The sequence below is a fragment of the Neptunomonas sp. genome (assembly GCF_016744175.1).
Classification (GTDB): Bacteria; Pseudomonadota; Gammaproteobacteria; order Pseudomonadales; family Balneatricaceae; genus Neptunomonas.
The window spans coordinates 32,640-47,217 of sequence record NZ_JADGEV010000014.1 but is presented as its reverse complement, the minus strand read 5'-3'; the positions used below and the strand labels follow the sequence as shown (position 1 = coordinate 47,217).

At 42.9% G+C, this 14,578-nt stretch carries 12 protein-coding genes; 9 read left to right on the top strand and 3 right to left on the bottom strand.

The window, feature by feature from the left end; all coding sequences use genetic code 11:
• The first annotated feature begins 11 nt into the window (after nt 1-11).
• Nucleotides 12-1,838, top strand: a complete 1,827-nt coding sequence (gene glmS, locus QZZ55_RS08650; RefSeq protein ID WP_293266922.1) for a glutamine--fructose-6-phosphate transaminase (isomerizing) — start codon at nt 12-14, stop codon at nt 1,836-1,838.
• A gap of 86 nt (nt 1,839-1,924) precedes the next feature.
• Here glmS and QZZ55_RS08645 read toward each other — a convergent pair whose 3' ends face one another.
• Together QZZ55_RS08645 and QZZ55_RS08640 are read right to left on the bottom strand one after the other, a co-directional pair.
• The gene (locus QZZ55_RS08645; protein ID WP_293266921.1) at nt 1,925-3,088 is read right to left on the bottom strand and encodes an aminotransferase class I/II-fold pyridoxal phosphate-dependent enzyme; all 1,164 of its coding nucleotides are present in this window, start codon (nt 3,086-3,088) and stop codon (nt 1,925-1,927) included.
• Nucleotides 3,089-3,145: 57 nt separating this feature from the next.
• A complete protein-coding gene (locus QZZ55_RS08640; RefSeq protein ID WP_293266920.1) occupies nt 3,146-4,825 on the bottom strand; it encodes an aminotransferase class V-fold PLP-dependent enzyme in 1,680 nt (559 codons plus the stop codon).
• 186 nt (nt 4,826-5,011) lie between these two features.
• On the opposite strand from QZZ55_RS08640, the gene QZZ55_RS08635 reads away from it, so the two are divergent.
• The 8 genes from QZZ55_RS08635 to QZZ55_RS08600 all read left to right on the top strand — a co-directional run bounded on the left by QZZ55_RS08635 (nt 5,012) and on the right by QZZ55_RS08600 (nt 14,208).
• Nucleotides 5,012-5,488 carry an Lrp/AsnC family transcriptional regulator gene (locus tag QZZ55_RS08635; RefSeq protein WP_293266919.1) on the top strand — a complete coding sequence of 159 codons (477 nt, stop codon included), beginning with the start codon at nt 5,012-5,014 and terminating at the stop codon, nt 5,486-5,488.
• Nucleotides 5,489-5,956: 468 nt separating this feature from the next.
• On the top strand, nt 5,957-6,976 hold the full coding sequence (locus QZZ55_RS08630) for an amino acid ABC transporter substrate-binding protein (RefSeq protein WP_293266918.1): 1,020 nt from the start codon (nt 5,957-5,959) through the stop codon (nt 6,974-6,976).
• Between the two features lie 198 nt (nt 6,977-7,174).
• Entirely contained in the window at nt 7,175-8,356 is a 1,182-nt protein-coding gene (locus QZZ55_RS08625; RefSeq protein WP_293266917.1) for an amino acid ABC transporter permease, read from the top strand.
• Between the two features lie 2 nt (nt 8,357-8,358).
• Complete coding sequence (locus tag QZZ55_RS08620) at nt 8,359-9,438, top strand: amino acid ABC transporter permease (protein ID WP_293266916.1); 1,080 nt, start codon at nt 8,359-8,361, stop codon at nt 9,436-9,438.
• A gap of 48 nt (nt 9,439-9,486) precedes the next feature.
• The gene (locus QZZ55_RS08615; protein ID WP_293266915.1) at nt 9,487-10,251 is read left to right on the top strand and encodes an amino acid ABC transporter ATP-binding protein; all 765 of its coding nucleotides are present in this window, start codon (nt 9,487-9,489) and stop codon (nt 10,249-10,251) included.
• A 157-nt stretch (nt 10,252-10,408) separates the two neighbouring features.
• Nucleotides 10,409-11,404 (top strand): D-cysteine desulfhydrase, encoded by a 996-nt coding sequence (locus QZZ55_RS08610; protein ID WP_293266914.1) that lies wholly within the window; start codon nt 10,409-10,411, stop codon nt 11,402-11,404.
• A gap of 49 nt (nt 11,405-11,453) precedes the next feature.
• Nucleotides 11,454-12,641, top strand: coding sequence for a cystathionine beta-lyase (metC, locus tag QZZ55_RS08605; protein WP_293266913.1), 1,188 nt, complete (start codon nt 11,454-11,456; stop codon nt 12,639-12,641).
• A 76-nt stretch (nt 12,642-12,717) separates the two neighbouring features.
• Nucleotides 12,718-14,208 (top strand): FMN-binding glutamate synthase family protein, encoded by a 1,491-nt coding sequence (locus tag QZZ55_RS08600; protein ID WP_293266963.1) that lies wholly within the window; start codon nt 12,718-12,720, stop codon nt 14,206-14,208.
• Nucleotides 14,209-14,221: 13 nt separating this feature from the next.
• Here QZZ55_RS08600 and QZZ55_RS08595 read toward each other — a convergent pair whose 3' ends face one another.
• A complete protein-coding gene (locus tag QZZ55_RS08595; protein WP_293266912.1) occupies nt 14,222-14,431 on the bottom strand; it encodes a PA3496 family putative envelope integrity protein in 210 nt (69 codons plus the stop codon).
• Between the last annotated feature and the right edge of the window lie 147 nt (nt 14,432-14,578).

The window sequence follows — 14,578 nt, the reverse complement described above, 5'->3', positions numbered from 1 at the left end:
GAGAAGCAAGTATGTGCGGTATTGTTGGAGCTACAGCTGAGCGTTCAGTATCAGGGATATTATTAGAAGGTCTGCGTCGTCTGGAGTACAGGGGATATGACTCTGCGGGTATGGCTGTCTGGGATGGTGACTTAATCCACCGGTTACGCCGTGCAGGAAAAGTGCAGGCATTAGCTGATGCTCTTGATGGGCAACCATTAACCGGTTCTGCTGGGATAGCACACACACGCTGGGCAACACATGGAAAGCCTACTGAAGATAATGCTCACCCGCATATGTCAGGCACGTCATTAGCTGTCGTTCATAACGGTATTATTGAAAACTTTGAAGAACTGAAATCTGAATTAATGATTTCAGGATATCGCTTTAGCTCTGAAACTGACACAGAAGTAATTGCTCATTTATTAGACAGGGCTATTAAAGGTGGTGCTGATCATTTATCGGCTGTTAAAGATGCCGTTGCTTCTTTAGATGGTGCTTTTGCCTTAGGTGTCATCCATAAAGATAAGCCCGGTGAATTGATAGCGGCAAGACAAGGTAGCCCGTTAGTTATTGGCGTAGGTATTGGTGAAAACTTTATAGCATCAGATCAATTAGCACTATTACCTGTTACCGATCGTTTCATGTTCTTAGAAGAGGGTGATATTGCACACCTAACAAGAGATGATATTACTGTTTGGAATATCAAGGGTGATATTGTTGAGCGAGAAATCACTCAATATGAGCATGCCACTTCAGCGACTGAAAAGGGTAAGTTCAAGCATTACATGATGAAAGAGATCTATGAGCAGCCAACGGTTACTTTGGCTGCTTTTCAGGATCGAATCCAAGGTGCTTTAGTTAATGAGAGAGCATTTGGTGAGCAGGCTTCAGCTGTCTTTGATCAAGTTAAGCAAATCCAAATAATAGCGTGTGGTACTAGTTACCACGCGGGTTTGATTGCTAAGTATTGGATGGAAGGCTTGGCAGGTATTCCATGTCATGTTGAAGTGGCAAGTGAGTATCGATATAGGCCCGTTGTTATTCAGGAAGGAACGTTATTTATATCTATCTCCCAATCAGGAGAGACCGCAGATACACTCGCTGCATTACGTGACGTTAAAGATCAAATCTTAGCGAGTCTAACAATCTGTAATGTTCCGGGAAGTTCGCTGGTTCGCGAATCTGACCTGTGCTTAATGACAAATGCAGGACCTGAGATTGGTGTGGCTTCAACTAAAGCATTTACTACTCAATTAGTATGCTTGTTGTTAACGACGCTTGTTATTGGTCGACGTTTTAAAATAACAGAAGTGGTCGAGCGCCAAATAGTTGAATCAATAATGCTATTGCCAGGATTAATTGAAGAATCACTGCAAATGGATAGTGATATTGAGTTAATGTCGCAAGCCTTTGCGGAGAAGCAACACTCTTTGTTTTTAGGGCGAGGAACGCTGTATCCAGTAGCAATGGAAGGTGCTTTAAAGCTTAAAGAGATCTCTTATATACACGCAGAAGCTTATCCAGCAGGAGAGCTGAAACATGGTCCATTAGCGTTAGTTGATAAAGACATGCCGGTTGTTACGGTAGCTCCACGCAATGACATGTTGGATAAGCTCAAAGCTAACTTACAGGAAGTCAGTGCACGTGGGGGTGAGTTGTTTGTTTTTGCTGGTTGTACACAAAAAGTGCAACCGGGTGAAGGCATTCACGTATTAGGTATGCCTGATATGCCTGAAATACTTGAACCGATTGTTTATACGATCCCATTGCAGCTGCTGTCTTATCATGTGGCTGTTCTGAAAGGTACCGACGTTGATCAGCCTCGTAATTTGGCTAAATCAGTAACAGTGGAATAAATTTTAAGTATGCTCTTACATCACTTTCGATATGGAAAGTTGATGTAAGAGAAGTATTTTAAGAACAACCGACAACCTCGTTAGTGTTAAGTTATTACCTCAAGTGCATAGTCGAGCTCATTTAATAAGTCCTCAACAGATTCAGCGCCGACAGATAAACGTAATAAGTTTTCTGTAATACCCGCTGCCTCTTTGTCTTTTGCCGGCATTCCCCCATGAGACATTGAGAACGAATGGTTTATCATGCTTTCGACACCTCCCAAAGAGTCAGCCAAAACAAAGTAATGTAAACGTGCTATAAATCTTTTCGTTTCTTCTAGACCGCCTAACAAACGAATTGCTATTACAGCACCTCCACTTACCATTTGGCGGCGGCACAAGTTATGTTGAGGGTGGCTTTTCAAACCTGGATAGAAAACGGCTTCAATGCTTTTATGCTTCTCAAGATGGCATGCAATGACAAGTGCGTTATCACTTTGGCGCTGCATTCGTAGATCAAGTGTTTTTAATCCACGCAATGCTAGGTAGCTATCGAACGGGCCTTGAATGGCGCCCACCGCCATTGATACAAATTTCAATTGTGTAAACAATTCTTCATTAGAAGCAACTACAGCGCCACCAATTAAGTCGGAATGACCTCCGATATATTTGCTGGTTGAGTGCATGACTAAATCAATACCGTGCAGAAGTGGTTGTTGGTTCCACGGTGATGAGAAAGTGTTATCTACACAGCTCAGGATATTATATTTGTGTGCGATTTTTGCAATTGCTTCTAGATCAACCAACTTCAAGAGTGGGTTAGTGGGTGTTTCTATCCAGATTAATGCAGTGTTATCTTGAATACTCGCTTCTACGGCTTTTCTATCGTTAAGGTCAACGTAAGTGGTTGTAAAGCCGGATGTTTTAGAACGACAATCTTCTAATAAACGAAATGTACCGCCATATACACTATCAGTAACAATCACGTGAGCGTCTTTAGGCAATAGTTCCATTACTGTTGCTGTGGCGGCCATCCCTGAGGCACAAGCTACCGCTCCAACTCCGCCCTCCAATGATGCTAAACAGGTTTCTAATGCATGTCGTGTAGGGTTTTCGCCGCGGCTATAACTAAATTGAGCGGATGCATCTATGTTGGGTTTTACAAAGGAGCTAGCCGTAACAATGGGTGTAATAATAGCATTGTATGCAGGGTCTGTTTGCTCGCCTGCATGTATCACCTTAGTGGAAAACTGAGCTGTCTTTGAGGTCATATTCATTCTCGTGTATTACAGTAAAGTAAGTGTGATAAAAGGGAGGCATCCGACTTTTTATTCCAGTACGCGAGCTTCTTGTGGTAACGCAAACCAGCGTAATTTCTCGGCGGCTTCAGGAAGAGTCAGTTCGTACTGCAAGCCTTCTCTATTGTTTTTGCGAATCTCTTGTTCGGCTATGCTCATGTAATCTGACAAGTCCATATCAGAAGGGAGGCCGGTAGTATGATTTAGGTTATCGTTAATATAATTAAAATCTAAAGCAGCTAGGCTAGAGTGTTGAGTGCTTTTTATATCCTGGTATCGCCATACACCACTTGACTGATCAAAGTTGTAAAACGGCAAAAGCTTGCAGCCGTACTGCGCTATTAGCTCTATTGCGCGAACAATGTAATTAAAGCTTTCTTCACTAATAAAATAATTGAAATTTAGGCGAACCCAGCCCGGTCTCAAAATCATCTGACCCTCAAGGAGTTGTTCCTCGAGAGCCTTGCTATAGGCCATATCCATACCGAGTAAGCTGTGACCGTAAGGGCCTGCACAAGAGCAGCCTCCGCGAGCTTGAATACCGAAAAGGTCATTGAGCAAGGCAACTACAAATCCGTAGTGTAGGTCTTTATCATTGTGTTTTATTCGCAAAGATATAATCGATAACCGGGGAGCATTCAGGTTGCCAAGGATCTCTATATTGTCATAGGTCGACCAACGCGTTAGAGCGTGCTTTACGAACAATGCCTCCCGTCTTTCAATCTCTTGTGTGCCAACGGCTTGTTGTAACTTAAATACTAACCCTGCCCGAATAGACTCAATTATTGCTGGTGTACCGCCTTCTTCACGACGCTCAATGTTGGTTATATACCGGTGATCTTCTGGGGTAACATAGAGAACAGTGCCACCACCGGGAACAGCGGGTACTAGATTGTTGATGACTCGTTGGTTCACAACCAGAATTCCTGGTGTTCCAGGGCCTCCAATAAACTTGTGAGGCGAAATGAATACCGCATCTTTGCTGCTGTTGCTTAACGTGTTTTTGCTATCTCTCATGTCTATGCCTACGTAGGGCGCTGCCGCTGCATAGTCCCAAAAAGAGAGTGCATCGTATCTGTGCAGTAATTGTGCAACAGCTTCGATATCAGTTTTCAGCCCGGTTACATTGGAGGCAGCAGAAAAGCTGCCAATTTTCATGGGCCTGTTACTGTATCTTTTTAACTGGGCTTCAAGTGCAACTAAGTCCAAGAGGCCATCATGAGTTAATGGAATAACAACTAACTCTGCGATGCTTTCACGCCAGGGTAGCTCGTTGGAGTGGTGCTCATAGGGACCAATAAAGACAACAGGGCGCTCATCTTCGGGTATATGTTGCTGCAGCTTGTAGCGGTTATCTAAGTCATACGGAAGGCGAATATTCATCATGTCGATTAGCTTATTTATGGCGGCGGTAGCCCCCGAGCCACAAAAAATCACTTGATCTTCTTCTCTTGCATTAATAGCGCTACGGATTTCTTGACGGGCCTCTTCTCGAAAAGTACTGGTTTGAGCTCCTGTATAGGAAGTCTCCGTATGAGTGTTAGCATAGAACGGTAGAACCTGCTGACGGATATAATCTTCGATAAACCCCAAGGAGCGACCTGAGGCTGTGTAGTCGGCGTAAACAAGTGGTTGCTGGCCGAAGGAGGTATTTATGATGTTATTTTCACCAATAACAGACGCTCGAATTTTATCTATCAGTGTGTTCATATTTCTGTGCCTAGTATGCTTGAGGTGTAATTTTAGGCTAACTATTGATAAACAATGTCTCTAATTGAATTACAAGAATAGCTATTGTTGGTTTTAAGTTTCGTTATTATTATAAATATAGGAATAAAATTTCACTAAATGAATTAATATAAGGATTATGTATTATTTTTATTGAGTGGGTGTTGCATGATTAAGGCAAAGCTGGATAAACAAGACCGAGCGATTTTGGAGCTTCTGCAACGGGATGCTTCTCTTTCAATAGGAGATGTTGCGGAGCGAGTGGGGATTTCTAAATCTGCTTGCTGGCGAAGAATCCAGAAGCTTGAACAAGATAATGTTATTTGCGCCCGTGTGACTTTACTAAATCAAGAGCAGGTTAATCTGCCTCTCACTGTTTACATATCTATTCGCACCAACCAGCATAATGATCAGTGGGCTGAGCAGTTTAAGAAAGTAATAGAAGAAATCCCCTTGGTGCTAGAGGTGTATCGAATGAGTGGAGACTTGGACTACCTAATAAAAGCAGTGGTGACGGATATGCCAGGTTATGACCGACTCTATAAAAGCTTTATAAAAGCAGATTTATTTGATGTGAGTTCCAGCTTTGTTATGGAAACAATGAAGCAAACAACTCAGTTACCGTTAGAGTACATTAGTAACTAAGGTGAGTTAATTTAACAGCGCATTGCTGTCGCTTATATTTATTAGTAGGTATCACACAATGGGTGGCTTAGTAGCCAAAACTACTATGTTCTGAATTAGCTTATAAAAATGACATAACGTGTCAATATTTTCATAAAAAGGGAAGTATTTTCCACAAATTAGATTTTTACTGTTGAATTAGGCACATTGTCCCTCTTCATAGCGTTTACAATTTTATTTCATTGAGTAAAAACAGAATTAGGATTGGGTTAAGAAAATGAGACCAGAACTTTCGATATTCGATTCGTGTTGTAACATAAAGTCAATAAATTGGATAATTTAGGTTGTTGACCAGATATATAGTTGAGATTTTTTACCGAAGTTAAAAAAATCCTTTAGATTCAAAGGTTATTTTGTTTTCGTGCTACTTATTTAGTGATAAGTTGTACTTGAACACTTATTTAATAAAAACAAAGAAGAGAGCAATATATGAAATCATTGAAACTGATCGTTGGCGGTACTATCGCAGCAACAGCAGCTTTGAGTACTTTTGCTATGGCAGGTGAAACTGTCGATTCGATCAAGGCAAAAGGTTACGTACAATGTGGTGCCAATACTGCGTTGGCTGGTTTTTCAGCCCCAACTTCTGAAGGTAAGTGGGAAGGCTTAGACATAGATCTTTGTCATGCAGTAGCGGCTGCTATTTTAGGTGATGCTTCAAAAGCGCGCTTTACACCGTTGACTGCCGCTCAGCGCTTTACTGCTTTGCAGTCTAAAGAAGTTGACTTGCTAGCGCGTAATACAACCTGGACACTGTCACGAGATACTAAGGTTGGCCTTAACTTTGCCGGTGTTAACTACTACGACGGCCAAGGTTTCATGGTTGCAAAAGCATCTGGTATTACTAGCGCTACCGAATTAGATGGTGCAACTGTGTGTATCGAGCCCGGTACGACAACAGAACTAAACCTTGCAGATTACTTCCGTGCACAGGGCATGTCTTTTGAGCCAGTGGTTATCGAAAACGCTGTAGAAGCGGTACAAACATTCTTCTCTGGTCGTTGTGATGTTTATACAACGGATGCGTCAGGCTTAGCCTCTTACCGTCAAACAGCACCAAATCCTGATGATTTTATGGTTTTGCCTGAAATTATTTCTAAAGAACCTTTAGGCCCAGCGGTTCGTCATGGTGATGAGGAGTTTGCAGATATCGTACGCTGGACTCATATTGCAATGCTTGAAGCAGAAGAGAAAGGTATTACATCAGCTAACGTTGATACTTTCAAAAAAGATAGTAAAGACCCAGGTATTCAACGCTTGTTAGGTACAACAGGTGACATGGGTAAAGCACTAGGTGTTAGTGATGACTGGGCATATAACATCATTAAACAAGTGGGGAACTACGGTGAAAGCTTTGACCGTAATGTTAAAGCTAAATTGGGTCTTGAACGTGGATTGAATGCGTTGTGGACTGATGGTGGCTTGATGTATCCAGCACCTATTCGTTAAGACAGTTTGACTTGAGCCCCGATTATCGGGGCTTTTTTTAAGGGGTTTCTAAGATTGATGCATATGGATTAACCCCTTTTGCTTATTATCAATACGCGTTAATAGTTAATGTGCTTTATTGGGTAAGCATGCCGTTATGTGTTCATATAGCGGTGATGAAAATAAATATGCTCAGATAATAATTAAAGAGGCAGGCTAATGTCCGAACCAGTAAAGAGCCGTAAAAAGCTATCCAGTTTAATCTACAGTGAGAAGGCGCGAGGTGTTTTTGCTCAGATACTCGTCACTGGGGGTATTGCATTTATTGCTTGGTATCTTATTTCAAACACCTTCGAAAACTTAGCTAATCAAGGTATAGCTACGGGCTATAGCTTTTTATCGTTAGAGTCCTCCTTCGGTATCAGCGAGCATATGATTGAGTTCACGCCTGCTGATAGTTATGGCCGGGCCCTCATGGTTGGCTTGCTTAATACCATGAAAGTCTCCTTATTAGGCATCATATTTGCGTCATTGATCGGCTTTGTAGTGGGCGTTTCGCGGATGTCCAAGAACTGGATATTGAGTCGTATCGCTGCGGTATATATCAACCTGTTTCGTAACATCCCCGTATTATTGCAACTTATTTTTTGGTACACATTGATTAACAATGGCTTTCCTAGCCCTAAGCGAGCTTTGGAAGTTTTGCCAGATGTTTTTTTGAGTAACCGTGGTGTGTTATTCCCAGTTCCTGCTGATCACCCTGCCTACTTTTGGATGGGGGTTGTGTTTGTTATTGCATTGGCAGGCGTGTGGTTATTACGTCGCTGGGCATTAGCGCGTCAAGACAGAACGGGCCAGTCGTTTCCGTATGCATGGGCAGGATTGGCATTAGTCATAGTCAGTGTTTTTATCACCTATATTGTTTGTGGTGCTCCTACCGAAATGAGCACGCCTGTACTTAAAGGTTTTAACTTTAAAGGCGGTGCTAAGCTATCTCCCGAGTTCTTGTCTTTGCTGATTGGTTTATCTTTATATACATCAACCTATATCGCCGACATCGTTCGAAGTGGCTTACAGTCGGTGCCAAAAGGTCAAGAAGAGGCCTCTACGGATTTAGGTTTAAAACCAAGTCAAACGCTGGTGCATGTTGTATTACCTCAAGCATCACGAGTCATGATTCCTCCACTAACCAGTCAATATCTCAACTTAACCAAAAACAGCTCTTTGGCGGTAGCTGTGGGTTATCCTGATTTGGTGTCATTGTCGAATACCACAATGAATCAAACAGGGCAGGCGATCGAAGCAATCTCAATCTTCATGGGTGTATATCTCGGGCTTAGTCTCGCTATTTCTTTATTCATGAATTGGTATAACAAGAAGATGGCACTGGTGGAGCGATAGATATGAGTAATGTAGCTATAAAGCCGCCAAGTCAGGGTGGAATCGTCAATTGGATGAAGGAAAACTTGTTCAGTAATAAGCTGAATACGGTGATATCTATCATCTGTATCTATTTTATTGTTAAGTTTTTAGTCGGTGTGGTGGATTGGGGTATTTTAAATGCAGTATTTGCTGCGGATGCTTCCGCTTGTAAAGCGGCGTCTGATGGCGCGTGCTGGGGGATTATTTCAGAAAAGTACCGTTTTATAATTTTTGGTACATATCCTGCCGATGAGCAGTTGCGGCCGTTAATTGCGATGGTGTGGTTTGTTGGTTTGATTGTTTGCAGTTTACACCGATCGTTCTGGAAGCTGTGGTTAATTCCGCTATGGGTCGCCAGTTTGATTGGTTTAGGTGTCTTGATGTGGGGTGGTGTGCTGGGTTTAAGCTACGTAGAAAATACACAATGGGGTGGCCTGCCGTTAACGCTAATGCTATCTGTTGTTGGTACCGTTGCTGCTTTTCCTCTGGGTATTTTACTCGCCTTAGGGCGCCGTTCTGAGCTCCCTTTAATTCGTGTTTGGTGTGTTGCTTTTATTGAGTTGGTGCGTGGAGTTCCGCTGATAAGTGTGTTGTTCATGGCTTCGGTGATGTTCCCGTTATTCTTACCCGAAGGCGTTACTATCGATAAACTGCTCAGAGCGCAAATAGGTATCATTTTATTTACATCGGCGTACCTTGCTGAGGTCTTTCGAGGTGGTTTGCAGGCTGTGCCTAAAGGGCAGTACGAAGCCGCCGCCGCGATGGGGTTGACGTACTGGCAAACGATGCGCGTTGTGGTGATGCCACAAGCATTACGTATTGTCATTCCACCGACGGTAAATAGCTTTATTTCAATGTTTAAAGACACCTCATTGGTTTTAATCATTGGTTTATTTGATTTACTGGCCACGGCAAAAGTAGCGATTACAGACCCTGTATGGCGAGCCTTCTACATTGAAGTGTATATCTTTGTGGCGGCGATTTATTTTGTCTTTTGCTATTCGATGGCTTCATATGCGAATAACCTTGAAACAGAATTGCGTAAAGGCGAGCAGCATTAATAGCGCCTCTGTTTGATAACACCACAGAATTGAGTATAGGTATAATTTATGAGTTCAAATGGCCAAACATCTGCTGATGATATGCTGATTCATGTAAATAATTTGAATAAATGGTATGGCGACTTTCATGTATTGAAAGATATTAATTTACACGTTAAAAAAGGCGAAAAAATCATTATTTGCGGGCCTTCTGGCTCGGGCAAGTCAACTATGATTCGTTGTATGAATCGTCTGGAAAAATACCAGGCTGGTGAAATATTGATCGATGGTATTTTGCTGGATGACAATGTGAAAAATTTGGAAGCTGTACGCAAAGAAGTCGCGATGGTGTTTCAGCACTTTAATTTATTCCCGCATATGACAATCCTAGACAACTTGACGTTAGCGCCGCGTCTAGTAAATAAAATGCCTAGGAAAGACGCTGAAGATATGGCGATGAGTTATCTTGAGCGAGTTAAAATTCCTCAGCAGGCAAACAAGTTTCCAGGACAACTATCAGGCGGGCAACAACAGCGAGTGGCTATTGCTCGAGCACTGTGTTCCAACCCGCGAGTGATGTTGTTTGATGAGCCAACGTCTGCGCTCGATCCAGAAATGATCAAGGAAGTATTGGATGTAATGGTGGAGCTAGCTGAAGAAGGCACCACTATGATTTGTGTAACGCATGAAATGGGGTTTGCTAAGCAAGTAGCTGATCGAGTTATTTTTATGGATGAAGGCAGCATTATTGAAGAAAATACACCTCACGAGTTCTTTGATAACCCGCAAAATGAGCGTACACAATTGTTCCTAAGTCAAATTTTAGGGCACTAATACGAGTTGCTAAAGTACGTAAAGTCTTAGCTTTATCGGTATTTTTGTTCAAGTCTTCGTACAAGGATGTACGCTATTTCGATGTTTCTACCCACATAGTTAAATAATTATATCGAAGGAATACTCACCTACTGGGTGTTCTAGGAGTGTGCTGTTCATGATCGATTTTGATTCCTTTCCTCGCATGGTTATTAGCCATGGTCCAACACCACTTGAAGCCATGCCTCGGTTGTCGCAAGCCTTAGATTGTAACTTGTTTATTAAGCGAGATGATTGCACAGGGTTGGCGGGTGGCGGTAACAAAACGCGTAAGCTGGAGTATTTACTGGCTGCTGCGCATGAAGCTGGCGCTGATACCTTGGTCACTATTGGCGGATTGCAATCTAACCATGCCCGCCAGACTGCCGCTGCCGCTGCAAAGTTTGGTTTTGCCTGTGAATTGGTGCTTGAAGATGTAGAAGGGACGCCAAAGCAAGATTACTATAACAACGGAAATATCTTGTTGGATAAACTGTTTGGCGCAACTATTCACGCGGTAGCTGAAGGGGTGGATAGCGTTGCATTTGCCGATCAATTAATGGCTACATTGATTGACGCTGGGAAAAAGCCTTACCTTATACCGGTAGGTGGCTCTAATGAAGTAGGTAGTCTTGGCTATGTTCGCTGCGCAAATGAGATGTTGGCGCAAATAGTAGAGCAAGGTATTAGCGTGGACCAAATCGTTCTCGCATCGGGTAGTGCTGGAACGCAAGCAGGGTTGTTAGCGGGCCTCATCGCGGCGGGTGCTGGTATTCCCGTGCTAGGTATTGCGGTAAGCCGTGATACACAAGCGCAGCAAGAGTTGGTCCATACGTTGTTGGCAAAGACGCTCCAGCATATGGGGCTCGACCCTGAGCTAGCTAATGGACGTGTTGTAGCCGATGGAGGTTATTATGGTGAGGGTTACGGTATTACTACGCCTGCAACAATAGAGGCAGTGCAAATGTGTGCTCAGCTAGAAGGTATACTGCTTGATCCCGTGTATACAGGTAAAGGGATGGCAGGACTTATTGATAAATGCCGCACGGGTGTTTTATCAGCAAATAAAAATATTCTGTTCTTGCACACGGGTGGAAGTCAGGGGCTATTTGCCTATCGAGAAGTACTGTCATGAAAAGCTAAAAACTACCTTCGCTACAAATATTTTTAATATGAGAGCCCCCATGTATCTCGATAAAATTGCAACATCACTTATTACGGCAGGACGCTCAAAGAAATTTGGAAAGGGTTCAGTAAATACCATCATTCAACGAGCATCATCGTTAGTTTTTGATTCGGTCAAAGATAAAAAAATAGCCACAGCCAACCGTGCTAATGGTGAGCTTTTCTATGGCCGTCGTGGCACCCTGACTCATTTTTCACTTCAAGAAGCGATGGTTGAGCTCGAAGGAGGCGTTGGTTGTGCTCTGTACCCTTGCGGTGCTGCTGCGGTGTCTAATGCTATTCTTTCCTTCGTAGTGGCAGGAGATCATGTATTGATGACTGGTGGGGCTTATGAGCCCACGCAAGATTTTTGTAATATTATTTTGAATGATATGAATGTAAGCACCACATATTATGAGCCGACAATCGGTGCAGGTATTCGCCAGCTAGTACAGAAAAATACCAAGCTCTTATTTTTAGAATCGCCGAGCTCTATCACGATGGAAGTACCCGATATACCGGCTATGGTTAAAGCGGCTCGGGCTATTAATCCTGACATTATTGTTATGATAGATAATACATGGGCTGCAGGAGTGCTGTTCAAAGCGTTCGACCATGATATCGATATTTCGATTCAGGCTGGCACTAAATACATTGTTGGCCATTCTGATGCTATGTTGGGTACGGCGGTATCCAACGAACGCTGCTGGGATCGATTACGTGAGCGCTCATATCTCATGGGGCAGATGGTTGATGCCGATACCGCATATATGGCGGCTCGGGGCCTAAGAACAATGGGGATTAGGCTAAAACAGCATGAGATAAACAGTATCGCTGCTGCTACTTGGTTAAGTGAACGACCAGAAGTTGAACGTGTTAATCATCCAGCACTACCTAGCTGTAGAGGGCATGAGTTTTATACCCGTGATTTTAACGGCTGCAATGGGCTGTTCTCATTTATTTTGAAAAAACGCCTGGCTGACGATCAACTGGAGCAATACTTAGATAATTTTAAGCACTTCAGCATGGCTTACTCTTGGGGTGGCTTTGAATCTCTCATCCTTGCAAATCAACCTGAAGAAATTAATGCTATTCGTCCCTCTGGCGATGTTGATTTTGAGGGGACTTTAATTCGTGTTCATATTGGTTTGGAAAATGTAGATGAGCTAATAAAAGACCTAGAAGCAGGTTTTGAGCGAATAGCGTAGTTAAGCGGATTTATTATATTCACCTACGCTAACTCTAGAGTAGGATAGGTCTATCAATGAGTTAGGGGGGTGCATGATGAACGATACGGTTACTATTTTTGCAATTAACTTTATCGCAACTATTGGGATTTTATTTCTATTAGTTGTGGTTGTTTTATTGATTACGGGCTTCATTCTTTATCAAAATGACAAGAAACAAACCGCCCAAACAATTCGACGTAACTATCCATTAATTGGCCGTTTTCGTTATATATTTGAGCATCTTGGTGAGTTTTTTCGTCAATACTTTTTTGCTATGGACCGAGAGGAGTTGCCTTTCAACCGAGCACAGCGTAGTTGGGTATACCGCGCTTCAAAGAATATCGATAATACAATAGCCTTTGGATCGACACGAGACCTACGCCGTCCGGGCACTCACTACTTTCTTAATTGTCCTTTTCCTACATTATCTGAAGACTCAGCACCTTCACAACCCTCACGTATTGGGCCTTATTGTGAGCACCCTTACGATGCTCCATCGTTCTTTAATGTTTCGGGTATGAGTTATGGTGCTTTATCAAAGCCTGCTGTCCAAGCGCTTTCTCATGGCGCAGCTAAAGCAGGGTGCTGGATGAATACAGGTGAAGGTGGTTTATCTCCTTTTCATTTAGAGGGTGGCTGTGACCTTGTATACCAGATAGGAACGGCCAAATATGGAGTAAGAGATGCCGATGGGGAGCTTTCAGATGAGAAATTGAAAGAAAAAGCCTCGATTACTCAGGTTAAAATGTTTGAGATTAAACTCTCACAAGGTGCTAAACCCGGAAAAGGTGGAATATTACCTGCAGAGAAAGTAAGTAAAGCCATTGCTGATATAAGAGGAATCCCTGAAGGGCAAGCTTCTATCAGCCCTAACAGGCATTCTGATATAGCATCTATTGATGACCTTCTTGATGTAGTTGAACGTATCCGTAGGGTGACGGGTAAGCCGTGTGGGTTTAAATTGGTCTTAGGCACCACAGAATGGCTTGATCAGTTTTTTGAGACGGTTAATAAACGTGGTATTGAAAATGCTCCGGACTTTATTACTTTAGATAGCTCGGACGGTGGTACAGGCGCAGCGCCTATGCCTTTAATGGATAGCGTTGGTTTACCTGTGCGTGAAAGCTTGCCAGTTTTGGTGAACAAATTACACCAACATGAGTTGCGTGAGCGGATACGCGTGATTGTATCCGGTAAAATGATTAACCCAACAGATGTGGCTGCAGCCTTGTGTATTGGTGCGGATTTTGTCGTTAGTGCACGTGGCTTTATGTTTTCGTTGGGATGTATTCAAGCGCTGCAGTGTAATAAGAACACCTGCCCAACAGGTATCACAACGCACGACCCAGATTTGCAACAGGGCCTAGTGCCGGAAAGTAAGGCTGAGCGAGTGGCTCACTTTCATCACAATTTAGTGCATGAAGTAGAGATTATTGCTCACTCTTGTGGTGTTTCAGAACCACGCCAGTTAAAACGTCATCATGCTGCTATCGTGATGGATGGAGGTAACTCGGTACCTCTGAATATTATTTATCCAGAGCACTAACCAATAGAGAAGTCTAAAGTGAGTCGTACCAGGCTTCTCTATCTATCTCTTTTGCTAGGCCATTCATTTCTCGGCGTTCTTCAATAGCTCGTCTAGCTGTGAACAAGCGTTTGGTTGCTTGTTTTTTATTGGTTTGGTTTTTAGCATCTTGGTAGCCCATTAACGCATTCATGATTTCAAGCTGCACTTCGCTAAGAGAGTTCATGTTTTGCTTTAACATCATAATTAACCTTTTATCGTTGTCTGCCGTGCTGGTTGTGAGTTTAGGCGGACGACTTATTGATACAAAATTACTTCACCGAGTATAAAGCGCACCTAGTTAGGCCCGCTGTTTGTTAGGGGTAGAGTAGTTTCTTTAGGTTGCAGAAAT

Bases quoted from the DNA above. Each gene is read 5' to 3' on its own strand.
- QZZ55_RS08615 (WP_293266915.1), top strand. From the start codon at position 9,487: ATGAGTTCAAATGGCCAAACATCTGCTGATGATATGCTGATTCATGTA.
- QZZ55_RS08625 (WP_293266917.1), top strand. From the start codon at position 7,175: ATGTCCGAACCAGTAAAGAGCCGTAAAAAGCTATCCAGTTTAATCTAC.
- glmS (WP_293266922.1), top strand. From the start codon at position 12: ATGTGCGGTATTGTTGGAGCTACAGCTGAGCGTTCAGTATCAGGGATA.
- QZZ55_RS08620 (WP_293266916.1), top strand. From the start codon at position 8,359: ATGAGTAATGTAGCTATAAAGCCGCCAAGTCAGGGTGGAATCGTCAAT.
- QZZ55_RS08610 (WP_293266914.1), top strand. From the start codon at position 10,409: ATGATCGATTTTGATTCCTTTCCTCGCATGGTTATTAGCCATGGTCCA.
- QZZ55_RS08630 (WP_293266918.1), top strand. From the start codon at position 5,957: ATGAAATCATTGAAACTGATCGTTGGCGGTACTATCGCAGCAACAGCA.
- QZZ55_RS08640 (WP_293266920.1), bottom strand. From the start codon at position 4,825: ATGAACACACTGATAGATAAAATTCGAGCGTCTGTTATTGGTGAAAAT.
- QZZ55_RS08600 (WP_293266963.1), top strand. From the start codon at position 12,718: ATGAACGATACGGTTACTATTTTTGCAATTAACTTTATCGCAACTATT.
- QZZ55_RS08635 (WP_293266919.1), top strand. From the start codon at position 5,012: ATGATTAAGGCAAAGCTGGATAAACAAGACCGAGCGATTTTGGAGCTT.
- metC (WP_293266913.1), top strand. From the start codon at position 11,454: ATGTATCTCGATAAAATTGCAACATCACTTATTACGGCAGGACGCTCA.
- QZZ55_RS08645 (WP_293266921.1), bottom strand. From the start codon at position 3,088: ATGACCTCAAAGACAGCTCAGTTTTCCACTAAGGTGATACATGCAGGC.
- QZZ55_RS08595 (WP_293266912.1), bottom strand. From the start codon at position 14,431: ATGATGTTAAAGCAAAACATGAACTCTCTTAGCGAAGTGCAGCTTGAA.